Below are 11399 nucleotides of genomic sequence, written 5' to 3'. Positions count from 1 at the left end.
GCCGCCCTTCCGTCACCCTTCCGCCCAGCGGGTACTTGTCCCGCTCAAAAGCCCGTTTGAGCGGGACAAGTCGCCGCTGGGTGGGGAAGGCTACAAGGTCGGGACGTCGGCCAGCAGCGCGCGGGTGTAGTCGTGGGTGGGGTTCTCCAAAACGTCATCCACGGGCCCGGAATCCACGATCACCCCTTGGTTGAGCACCAAGATCTGATCGGCAATGTGCCTGGCCAACGTGATGTTGTGGGTGACGAACAGCAGCGCCAACCCGCGTTCGGCGCGCAGCTGGTTGAGCAGCGCGATGATCGAGGCCTGCACGGAAACATCCAGCGCCGAGGTGATTTCATCGCACACCAGGATGCTGGGCGCGTTCACCAAGGCACGAGCCACCGCGGCACGCTGGCGTTCACCGCCGGAGAGGTCTCCCGGACGACGGTCGTAGAAACTGCGGCCCAGCCGCACCGAGTCCAGGGCATCTTCGACCACCGACCGACGCTGGCTTGCGGGCAATTTGCCGCTCATCTCCAACGGCACCGTCAGGGATTGGCCGATGCTGCGCCGCGGATTCAGGGAGGAGAACGGCGATTGGAAGATGTACTGGATCTCCTGGCGTTGGTCGTTGCTGCGCTGGCGCGTGGAGGCGGCCAGGTCAGTGCCACGCAGGGACACCTGGCCGTCGTAGTCCTCGATCAACCCGGCCACACAGCGCGACAGCGTGGTCTTGCCCGAGCCCGATTCGCCGAGCACCATGGTGGACTGCCCCGGTTCCAGGGTGAAGTTCACGCCCTTGAGAATCGCGTTGGATCCGTAGGACTTCCGCAGGTCCGTGACGGCCAGCAACGTGGCTGACTCGGATTCGTCCGTTGCGGTCGCGGCGGGGCTGGCCTCACCCGGATTCACGACGTCGATCTGCCCGGTCTGCGTGAGCATCTTCTTGCCCGCCAGATCCGGAACGGCCTCCAACAACCTACGCGTGTAGGGGTGTTCGGGTGCAGTCAAGATCTCCCGGACGGGGCCTTCCTCCACCAACTCACCGCGCAGCATCACGGCCACGCGGTCGGCCAGTTCGGCCACCACGGCAAGGTCGTGGGTGATGTAGAGACTGGCCACCTGATGTTGCCGGGTCATGGAACGAATGGTGTCCAGCACGTGCGACTGGGTGGAGACGTCCAGTCCCGTGGTGGGTTCGTCCAGAATCAGGACGTCCGGGGTCATGGCGAAGGCCATGGCGATGCCGATGCGCTGCTGCTGACCACCGGACAGTTCGTGCGGCCACCGCCGTTGATAGGCCTCCGTGCCGGGCAGCCCGACGTCCTGGAGAACCTCGGCCACCCGAGCTTTGCGCTCGGGAGGCGTTGAGCCGAATCCGTGGATGTCCAGGACTTCGCGGATCTGTTCACCCACCCGGATGGCCGGATTCAGGCTCAGGGCCGGGTCCTGCGGAATATAGGCCACCCGGGAACCGCGCATCGCACGCAGTTGCTCTTCGCCCAATCCCATGATGTCGAGTTCGTCGGACCCGTCCGAGGCGTACAGGGTCACGGTCCCGGAGGCATATTTCAGCCCGGCCCGGAAATGTCCCAGGCAGGCCAACCCCGCGGTGGTCTTACCAGATCCTGATTCCCCCACCAGGCCCAGGATCTCGCCGCGGCGCAGCGTCAGATCCACACCGTGCAGGATCTCCGTACCGCCCACGGTGGCCACTCGCAGTTGGTCCATGCGCAGGGCGGGGGCGGGCGTCGTCGTCGTTTCCGGAGGACTCGCGGAAGAAACGGTTGCGGGGCTCATGAGACCTCCAGGGTGGTCGAGGCCGTGGCACGGGCAATGGCGTCGGCCAGGAGATTGGTGCCGATGGTGAGAATCGCGATGGCGATCACCGGCAGCAGCACGCCCCAGGGTTGGATGCTCAGGGCAATGCGGTTCTCGTTGATCATCAGCCCCCAGTCCGCGGTGGGCGGTTGCATGCCCAGCCCCAGGAAGGACAGGGAGGCGATGGCGCCGATGGAGTACGTCAGGCGCAAACCGGCCTCCACGCTCAACGGGCCGGTGATGTTGGGGAAGATCTCCCGGGCCAGAATGCGGCTGCGCGGCACGGCGTACATCTGCGCGGCACGCACGTAGTCCTCGTTGACCACACCCAACGTGGCGGCGCGGGCCACCCGGGCAATGCGCGGTGCGTGCGTCAGGCCAATGACCGTGACCAGGACCCAACCGGCCGGACCCAGGACCACGATTGCCAGCAGAGCCAGGACAAGTTGAGGGAAGGCCAGAACGACGTCGTTGAGGCGCATCAGCACAGAGTCCGTCTTACCACCGGCGTATCCGGCGATCATGCCCACAATGCAGCCCACCACCAGGCCCAGCGCCGTGGCCAGCAGGGAGTAGGCCAACAGGAGCAGGCCACCGGCCAAAAACCGGGCCGCCACGGAACGTCCCAAGTTGTCCGTGCCGAAGATGCCGTCTGCTTGAAACGGGCGGCCAACGAACTCCGTGGGGCCGTACCCCGTCAGCAGCGGCGCCAGCAGGGGCCCCGTCAGGGCCAAGGCCACGATCAGTGCGGTCAGCACCAAGCCCACCTTGCCCTGCTTCTGGGCCCACACCCGCTTCAGCAGAGAGGCGGGGCGAGTGGCTGACTCCTTGGGCTGGGCGCTGTCCGAACCAGCGGGTGCGGTGTTCACGGTGCTCATGACGCGCTCCTGAGCTTGGGGTTGGCCAAAATGCCCACGATGTCCGCCAACAGGTTCACCACCACGTAGACGGCAGCGATGATGATGGAGATCGCCTGCACCACCTGCACGTCCCGGTACGTCACGGCATCAATCAGTGCCTGGCCGATACCCGGATAGCGGAAAAGGTACTCCACCACCACCACACCGCCGGCCAACCAGGCCAACTGGATGGCCACCACCTGGGCCACGGGGCCGATGGCGTGAGGAAGGGCGTGGCGCAGGATCACGGTGCGTTCCGTAACACCCTTGAGACGAGCCATCTCCACAAAACCTGAATCCATGACCTCGGCCATGGTGGCTCGCATCATGCGGATGATGTAGGGAACCACCACCAGCGCCAGGGTGAGCGTGGGCAGGATCAGCTGGGCCGGAAGTTGCCAAACCTGTTGGCCCGGTGGGCTCATGGTGACCGCAGGCAGGATTCGGAACACGGAGGTGGCAAACAACGTCACCAACGCAATACCGATCACGAACTCCGGCAGGGCCGCCAGGGCCAGCGTGGTCCAGGTGACGGCCTGGTCCGCGCGTTTGCCGCGGTGCAGCGCGGAGAAGATGCCGATGGCCAGACCGATGGGAACTGCGATCAACGCTGCGCACACCATCAACACCAAGGAGGCGGTGATCCGCTCCCCCAGCAAATCGGCAACCGGTCCGCCCGTTGCGGTGGAGGTGCCGAAGTTGCCCACGAACAATCCGCCCAGCCAGAGGAAGTACCGCTCAATGGGCGAGCGGTCCAGGTTCATGTCCGCCTGCAAGGCGGCAATGCGCTCCTCCGTGGCCTGCTGACCCAGGATGGCCCGCGCCGGGTCCCCGGGCAGCAGCAAGGTGGCCGCAAAAACGACGACGGAGACCGCCAGCAGGATGAAGACACTGACCAGCAGGCGTTTGAGAATCAGTTTGGCGATCATGACACGTCTCCCAGCCACACCCGGCGGAACGTGTAGCCAGACAATGGCAGTCCCGTGGAGTTCTCTTGAAGTCCCAGGACATAGCGCTGGTAGGCATCCACCTGGTTGGCGAATCCCCAGATGATGTACCCGCCGTCGTCGTAGAGCTTCTGTTGGGCTGAGCGGATCAGTTCATCGCGCCGCCCTTCATCCAGCTCGCCCTGGGCCTGGTCCACCAGGGCGGTGAACTCGTCATCCACCCAGGCGGTCTCATTGAACGGCGCCTCCGCCGTGGCGCAGTTACGCACCTGCGGAATGAAGTTGCGGGTGTACCAGAAACTTTGGGCAAAGCTCCATTGCAGGTACTGCTCGCCAAAGAACGTGGTGGTGTCCACCCGCCGGATGTTGACCGTGATCCCGGCCTGCCTGGCCTGTTCGGCAAACACCTGGGCGGCTTCCACCACGCCGGACTGGATGGGGGCCGTCACCAGCTCCACCGTCAGACCGTCCGGGTGACCGGCCTCCGCCAACAGGTCCTTGGCGCGTTGGATGTCCTGGGAGCGCTGCGGGAAGTCCTGGGGGTAGGCGGGGTCGAACGGGGAGAACATGTCATTGCCCATCTCCCCGTTGCCGGAGAGCACCTGCTCAATCATCTGTTCCCGGTCCACCACCAGACGGAAAGCTTGACGCACGCGGACGTCGTCGAACGGGGCAACGTCCACCCGCATGGTGAACGGCAGCCACATGCCCGTGGCGGAGTTCAGCACCGCCATGCGCTCATCCGAGCCCAGGACCTCCGCCAGAGCCAGTGGGATCTGTCCCACGCAGTCCACCTGACTGGAGAGCAGGGCGTTGATCAAAGCGTCCGTGTCATTGAAATTCAGCAACTCCACTTCATCCAGGTGCGGGGCCTGATCCCAGTAGTGGGGGTTGCGTTCCAGCACCGTCGAAAGTCCTGCGGTGAAGGATTTGAGCTTGAACGGACCTGCACCCACGGGGTTGGCGGGGTCATACCCGCGTGGCACCACACCCATGGAGTACTGGGCCAAGGAGTCATCCAGGATGGCGTTGGGCGCGCTCAAGTGAATCCTGACCGTGCGGTCATCCACGGCTTCCGCCCGTTCGAAGGTGGAGAGGTTGGAGGCGTTGGTCTTGGGATCGTCCGGATCCGTGACGCGCTCAAAGGTGAACACCACATCATCAGCCGTCAGGTCGGATCCGTCGGAGAACTTCAGGTTCTCCCGTAGACGGAGGGTCCATACGGCGCCGTCGTCGCCAGGTTCCAGGGACTCGGCCAGGCGGTAGGCGATCTGGTAGTCGTCATCACGCTCCACCAGGGGTTCGTACAGGTTGATCACGCGGGCGCTGTCCCCGGAGTTCACCGGAATGTGGGCATCCACGGTGTCCGCGGAGGAGCCTCCCGTGAGGCCCACACGCAACGTGCCGCCTTGGGTGGGCGGGGCGTTGGTGTCGACGTCGAACCCCGTCGAGGTGGAGCAGGCGGACAAGGCGCCCAACGCACCCAGGCCCATCGCCGCAGTCAGAACATGCCGCCTGGGAATCGGAGACCTCCCCCACGGCTGCAGTCCGGCTCTGTCAGACATGGGGTTCCTCCGGGGAATTCAGTTGGGCTGGTCCCCCATCTCCCCCGGGCCCGGATGACGAGCCAGATTGTCCATGAAGCACCAACAGTTTGTTTGTGGCGTATCTAACAGCGCTCTTGGACAGATGGCAAACATGCGGGCGACTCGCCGGTCACACTTGCATCGGTACAGTGCGGGCATGACTCAACCGAAGACCACCGCGCCGACCACCTGGAACATCCGCACCGAACGCGCCGCCGACCACGCATCCGTTCAAGCAGTGCTGCTGGATGCCTTCCCCACAACGGAGGAGGCCGACCTGGTGGAGGCCCTACGCCAGGACCCGGCCTGGGTTCCCGAGTTTTCCTTGGTGGCCGAGGTTTCCGGCCGGGTGATCGGGCACGTGCTGATCACCCGCTGCACCATTGGCGAGCACCCTGCGCTGGCCCTGGCGCCTGTGTCCGTGATGGAGGAGTTCCAACGCATGGGTGTGGGTTCAGCCCTGACCCGCGCCGCCCTGGATGTGGCACGAGCTGCCGGGGAATCCACCGTGGTGGTGGTCGGTCACCCCGGCTACTACCCCAGGTTCGGCTTCCAGACTGCCGCCGATCACGGCGTGGAAGTGTCATTTGAGGCTCCGCGAGAAGCAGTCATGGTTCTTGCGCTCGGCGCTGACCCGATCCCGGTCGGGATGGTCCGCTACGCGGAGGCCTTTGGGCTCTGACCTGCGGTGCCAAGAAGGCCGCCGGGAGAAGTGAGAGTGCCCCCGAATGGATTCGAACCATCGACACCGGCTTTAGGAGAGCCGTGCTCTATCCCCTGAGCTACGGGGGCAACGCGGACCATCATACGGCCCTCTTGACCTTGCCCAAGTCACCAGCGGCGCGCGGGCGGATAGATTGGCAACCATGCCCGTCTACATCGATCCCCCGCGCTGGCCTGCCCATGGCACCGAGTTCTCCCACCTGATCTCGGACACCTCCCTGGAGGAGCTGCACGCGGCAGCCGAACGCATCGGCCTCTCCCCGCGCGCCTTTGACCGCGACCACTACGACGTCCCCCGCCAGCGGTACGACGACGCCGTGGCCGCCGGTGCCGTGGAAGTCGATGGCAAACAGCTGGTGCGGATCCTGGTGGCATCCGGGCTGCGGATTCCTGCGGCACGGCGCAACAACAAGGTGTTGACGGCGCTGCGTCGTCGTTGGGACGGCGCTGTGGGCGTCACGGAGCCGCTGCAACGGTTGCGGGAAACCCTGTTGGCCGGGTGGGGTGAGGAGCACCGGCACTACCACGACCGCACACACCTGCTGGCGGTCCTTGCGACACTGGACGAACTCACGGACGGGAGCCCGCCACTGGAGGTGGTGTTGGCGGCGTGGTTCCACGATGTCGTGTACGAGGGCCAAGCCGGTGCCGATGAGGAAGCCTCCGCGCAGTTCGCATTGTCCACGCTGCCCCAGGTGGGCATGGACCAGGACACCGCTGATGAGGTGGCGCGGCTGGTACGAATGACCACCCACCACAACCCGGACCCGCAAGACACCCACGGGGCGTTGCTCTCGGATGCCGATCTGGCCGTGCTGGGTGGCACACCGGAGCGCTATGCGGATTATGTGCAGCGGGTCCGTGCGGAGTATCCACAGGTTCCGGAGTATGAGTTCGTGCACGCGCGCCTGCTGATCCTGGATCGCCTGGATCCCGCCGCTCTCTACAAGACCGAGCGCGGCCGAGCCCTGTGGGGCGAGCAGGCACGTCTGAACCTTGCCGTGGAGATCGACGAGCTGCGCCTGGGCTCACTGGCCCGCATCCAGGTTCCGGAATGGTGCAAGGTGCTGCCGATCGTGGGAATGTGTTTTGTCCGCGACGGACATCTGCTGACCGTGCGGAAACGGGACACGGAGATGTTCATGCTGGTGGGCGGCAAGATCGAGGACGGCGAGACAGCACTGGCCGCAGGCGTACGGGAGATCACCGAGGAAGTCGGACTGGTTGTTGCGCCCGAGCACCTTGAGCTCCTGGGCGAATTCGATGCACCGGCCGCCAATGAGTCCGCCACCTGGATCGACTCCACAGTATTCGTGGTCACCACACCGGTTCAGCTCATGAACGACGACGACGCCCCCACCACCCCGGATCCCTCCGCCCAGGCGGAGATCGAGGAACTGCGGCACCTGGACCTGTACCCGGATGCCGTGTCAGCGGCAGAAGACACGTTGGCTCCGTTGATCCGCCGCCAGGTGCTGCCCATGCTGCGGCGCAGGGATTCCCGGTTCTGGTCAGCCCATGTCCGTGCGGACTCGCCGTACCGGTTGGCGCAGGAGCCCCAGGGCTGACGTCTACAGGCTTTAGATCTACAGGCTGCGCTTGCGCTTGCGCCGGTAGATCACGGCACCGGCCAGCAGACCCACCAGAATGCCTATGCCGCCTGTGACCGAAACCCACATGGCCGCATGACCCAAGGGGATGGCCATGAGCAGACCGATGATCACACCGGGAATGGCACCTGCCACCATGCCGATGGCCAGGTAGGTGTATTCCTGATCCGCGCCAGTCCGCGCGGAGGCGCTGTAGTCGCGGGGTGGTTGAGAGTTCGGTCGGTTGTTGGAGGCCATGCCGCCAGCCTATCGAGCGCTCAGCGGTAGGTGAAAAAGCCGTCCAGCGGCATGGCATGGATGGAGTGAACCACGGTTCCCTCCTGCGGGTTCAGCGCGGAGATCATCTGGTCTCCCCCCAAGTAGATCCCCACGTGCGAACCATTGTTCTGGGAGACCAGATCCCCCACCCGCGGCTGTGACGTGGGGGTACCTGCTGCAAACTGGTCCCAGGTGACCCGTGGAATGGTCAGGCCGTTCTGCGCGTAGACCCATTGGACGTACCCGGAGCAGTCCCAGGCCATGAAGTCCGTTCCGCCCCACACGTAGGCGCCACCCAGTCCCTGGTAGGCGGTGTCCACAATGGCCTGGTCCGATCCGGAGACCGTGCTTGCCTGGACCTGCGGCTCAGCAGATGCCGGGGCTGACACCTGTGCGCCCAATGGGTCGGCTGCCACGGCTGCCAAGTCCCCCATGCCCACCTGGGCATCTGCCGGTGCAGAAGTTGTGTCAACCGACTGAGGCGCCCAAAACGCCGTGGGGGTGGATTGGACCGCCAGCGTGGGCACCGCTGATACCTCCGGTACCGCAGCAACATCAGCCGAACTGCTGGTGGTGCCATCTGCGTAGGCAAAAGTCACCACGCCGCTGGCATCCGTGGACCAGGAGAACGTCCAATCATTGGCATCGGCAGCGGCACGGTTGAATCCTGCATCATCAGGAATCGTGCCCGTGACCGTGGCCCAGTCCGGGAACTCCACGGGCGCTGCTTGGGCTGGTGCCGCACTCAGCGCCGCGGCGCCCACGGCACCAAAACCGACGACGCCGCCCACCATCCACGGGTGCTTGATCAGCCGAGGTGACCGTGTGCGCCCAGGCGAATCGCCTGTGGGGCTGGCGGAGCAGGGGGGATCCGTCTGCGTGACCGGGGCGGAAAAACACCAGCTGGTGTGGATCGCCGGGGTCGGGATGGACGGGGCTGGGTGATTGCGCAGAGTGCAGGGCGGCATGGTGGTGTCCTCAACGTGGTGGCGGTTGCCGCACAAGCCTTGTGTCAGGCAGTGCAGGTGAACACCTCACACGGTAGGACCGCGGTCAGAGCCTCAAGAGGCCGTGGCACCACCCAAGGGCATGATTGATATGACTCCGCGGGTGGATGGGGTCACATCAGACGCATCTCCCGCATCAATCGCTGCCGCTGCCGAGCCTGTGGAGGAGTTGTGCGAGATCGAGCCAAGCCAGGGATTTCAGATTTCAGCCACACAGAGGGCTTGCGCCACCTTGTGGGAAATGCGCACCTCAGCACCACCGTCAGCACCGGGTTCAGCACCCTCACCGGATGCAGCGCGCTGGATGAGCACCCATTCGTCGTCGTCGATCTGGGCGGTGAATGCTGCACCGGAGAGCACTCCGGCCTCAGCCGAGGCGGGCACGGAAACGCCGTCTGCCTGCACAACTTCTGGCACGCCCACCATGGCGAACGGACCGGAGGAACCCGTCTGCAGGAGGGTGAAGAGCCGCGGCAGATGAGCCAAAGCACCCGAGGGTGAGGCCAGCAGCGCGTTGATGGCCGCTTGCTCATCCCCGGCGCTGAGACCGTCCAGACCCGGAATGGGCATGCCGTAGGGAGAGGCCTCCGGTGCGTCCAGGAGCACCATCAGACGACGCTCCACGTCTTCGCTCATCACGTGCTCCCACCGGCACGCCTCGTCATGCACCTGGGAAAGCTCCAGCCCAATCACATCCGCCAGCAAGCGCTCGGCCAACCGGTGCTTGCGCATGACCTTGACCGCGGTTTCCCGGCCGTCGTCGGTCAGAGCGATCCGACGGTCCGGCAAGACCTTCAACAGCCCGTCACGTTCCATCCGGGATACCGTCTGGGAGACCGTGGGACCGGAGTGCTCCAAACGCTCCACAATGCGGGCTCGCATGGGGGGCACGCCCTCTTCCTCGAGCTCCAGGACGGTGCGCAAGTACATCTCTGTTGTGTCAATCAGATCAGTCACAAAAACATCTCCTGCACGGATCGGGGTGGGGGTCGGGGGCCGGTTCACCCACCAGTGCGCGGACCAGCCTGTGGCCGCTGACGCTCACCGATCGAGTCCATGGGCGTCGCCTGGTCAGTGTATCTGGCCGTAACCCGGCGCTGATGAAGACCTGTGACGCCCTCCCGTGACAACCTCCTGCTCTGATCGCGGCCCAAGATGGCAGGTGGGGCACAATGGCCCACGGGGCACGCCGCAGGGTGCGCCCCACCAACCCCGTCGCGTCCACCAGTCCGGAGGCCTCCTTTGTCGCGTCCCATCTCCATCCCCGACCACATGCTCCCGGCTGACGGGCGCTTTGGCTCCGGACCGTCCAAGGTCCGCGAGGACCAGGTGGGGGCCTTGGCGCGTCAGGGCCGCAACCTGCTGGGCACCTCCCACCGGCAGGCCCCGGTCAAGGACATGGTGGGCCGCATCCGGACCGGTTTGGCTGAGTTCTTTGAGACCCCTGACGGTTACGAAATCCTGTTGGGCATGGGTGGTGCCACCACGTTCTGGGACGCCGCCGCGTTCGGGCTGGTCCAGGAAAAGGCCCAGCACGCCACCTTCGGAGAGTTCGGCGCCAAGTTCGCATCAGTCACCAACAAGGCCCCGTTCCTGGCTCCGTCCACCATTCACAGTTCTGAGCCCGGCACCCGGGCAGAGGTGGTTGCTGAGGACGGCGTGGACGTTTACGCCTGGCCCCACAATGAGACCTCCACCGGCGTGATGGCTCCGGTCAAACGCCCTGACGGTATGGACCGGCCCCAGGTGGGTGCCGACGGTGCACTGATCCTGGTGGATGCCACCTCCGCAGCCGGCGGCGCTGCCGTGGATCTGAGCGAAACCGACGTCTACTACTTCTCCCCCCAGAAGAACTTTGCCTCCGACGGTGGCCTGTGGCTGGGCGCCTTCTCCCCAGCAGCCATCGAGCGCATTGAGCAGATCGGTGCCTCCGATCGCTGGATCCCGGAATCGCTGGCCTTGACCGCCGCCGTGGAGAACTCCCGCAAGAACCAGACCCTCAACACCCCGGGCCTGGCCGGTCTGGTCATGTTGGAGGACCAGGTGCGTTGGCTCAACGAGCAAGGTGGCATGGCATGGGCCGCAGCCCGCACCAGGCAGTCCTCCGATCTTGTCTACGCATGGGCTGAGGCCAGCGAGTTCGCCACACCGTTTGTGGCCCGCCCGGAGGACCGCTCCACCGTGGTGGCCACCGTGGACTTCGACGACGCCGTGGATGCCGCCGCCATTGCCTCCACCTTGCGCGCCCACGGCGTGGTGGACGTTGAGCCTTACCGAAAGTTGGGCCGCAACCAACTGCGGATCGCCACCTTCACCGCCGTGGAGCCCGACGACGTCTCCGCCCTGCTGGCCTGCATCGATCTGATCGTGGAACAGCTCTGATCCCGCTGCGGATCTGATCAGAGGCGCAAGACCGTGGAATTGACGGCACTGTTCGGGGAGATTCCCCTGACCATCATCGCGTTGGTCCTGCTGGCTGCGCTGGCGGCCGGGTGGATCGACGCCGTGGTGGGTGGTGGCGGGTTGCTGCAGCTACCCGTCCTGCTGCTGGTTCCGGGAATCACCC

10 protein-coding genes and 1 tRNA gene are annotated in these 11399 nt (G+C 65.2%); 3 read left to right on the top strand and 8 right to left on the bottom strand.

Going from position 1 to position 11399, the window contains the following annotated elements; genetic code table 11:
• Positions 1 to 90 precede the first annotated feature (90 nt).
• The 4 genes from L979_RS12120 to L979_RS12105 are packed head-to-tail and all read right to left on the bottom strand — an operon-like array spanning position 91 to position 5214.
• Positions 91 to 1782: an ABC transporter ATP-binding protein gene (locus L979_RS12120; protein ID WP_052209865.1), complete on the bottom strand. Its 1692-nt coding sequence runs from the start codon at positions 1780 to 1782 to the stop codon at positions 91 to 93.
• The gene (locus L979_RS12115; protein ID WP_081994457.1) at positions 1779 to 2681 is read right to left on the bottom strand and encodes an ABC transporter permease; all 903 of its coding nucleotides are present in this window, start codon (positions 2679 to 2681) and stop codon (positions 1779 to 1781) included. The genes L979_RS12120 and L979_RS12115 overlap by 4 nt, the downstream gene beginning before the upstream one ends.
• Positions 2678 to 3631 (bottom strand): ABC transporter permease, encoded by a 954-nt coding sequence (locus L979_RS12110; protein ID WP_197052149.1) that lies wholly within the window; start codon positions 3629 to 3631, stop codon positions 2678 to 2680. The genes L979_RS12115 and L979_RS12110 overlap by 4 nt, the downstream gene beginning before the upstream one ends.
• A complete protein-coding gene (locus L979_RS12105; RefSeq protein ID WP_052209864.1) occupies positions 3628 to 5214 on the bottom strand; it encodes an ABC transporter substrate-binding protein in 1587 nt (528 codons plus the stop codon). Before L979_RS12105 ends, L979_RS12110 begins: the two co-directional genes overlap by 4 nt.
• Positions 5215 to 5392: 178 nt before the next feature.
• On the opposite strand from L979_RS12105, the gene L979_RS12100 reads away from it, so the two are divergent.
• On the top strand, positions 5393 to 5917 hold the full coding sequence (locus L979_RS12100; RefSeq protein ID WP_047692458.1) for a GNAT family N-acetyltransferase: 525 nt from the start codon (positions 5393 to 5395) through the stop codon (positions 5915 to 5917).
• Between the two features lie 37 nt (positions 5918 to 5954).
• Here L979_RS12100 and L979_RS12095 read toward each other — a convergent pair.
• Positions 5955 to 6027, bottom strand: a tRNA-Arg gene (locus L979_RS12095).
• 74 nt (positions 6028 to 6101) lie between these two features.
• On the opposite strand from L979_RS12095, the gene L979_RS17115 reads away from it, so the two are divergent.
• Positions 6102 to 7526 (top strand): DUF4031 domain-containing protein, encoded by a 1425-nt coding sequence (locus L979_RS17115; RefSeq protein WP_081994452.1) that lies wholly within the window; start codon positions 6102 to 6104, stop codon positions 7524 to 7526.
• A gap of 18 nt (positions 7527 to 7544) precedes the next feature.
• On the opposite strand, the gene L979_RS12085 is transcribed toward L979_RS17115, so the two are convergent.
• The 3 genes from L979_RS12085 to L979_RS15250 form a co-directional block, all read right to left on the bottom strand.
• The gene (locus tag L979_RS12085) at positions 7545 to 7805 is read right to left on the bottom strand and encodes a hypothetical protein (RefSeq protein ID WP_047692457.1); all 261 of its coding nucleotides are present in this window, start codon (positions 7803 to 7805) and stop codon (positions 7545 to 7547) included.
• A 20-nt stretch (positions 7806 to 7825) separates the two neighbouring features.
• On the bottom strand, positions 7826 to 8794 hold the full coding sequence (locus L979_RS16835; protein WP_231559536.1) for a C40 family peptidase: 969 nt from the start codon (positions 8792 to 8794) through the stop codon (positions 7826 to 7828).
• Between the two features lie 237 nt (positions 8795 to 9031).
• Entirely contained in the window at positions 9032 to 9790 is a 759-nt protein-coding gene (locus tag L979_RS15250; RefSeq protein WP_081994451.1) for a metal-dependent transcriptional regulator, read from the bottom strand.
• Positions 9791 to 10105: 315 nt separating this feature from the next.
• Here L979_RS15250 and serC point away from each other — a divergent pair, with 315 nt between their 5' ends.
• Positions 10106 to 11215 (top strand): phosphoserine transaminase, encoded by a 1110-nt coding sequence (serC, locus tag L979_RS12070; protein ID WP_047692460.1) that lies wholly within the window; start codon positions 10106 to 10108, stop codon positions 11213 to 11215.
• Positions 11216 to 11399: the final 184 nt, after the last annotated feature.

This window comes from Kocuria sp. ZOR0020 (assembly GCF_000800955.1).
GTDB lineage: Bacteria > Actinomycetota > Actinomycetes > Actinomycetales > Micrococcaceae > Kocuria > Kocuria subflava.
Note: the sequence above shows the minus strand (reverse complement) of the source record. Positions and strands in the feature narration are given on the sequence as shown.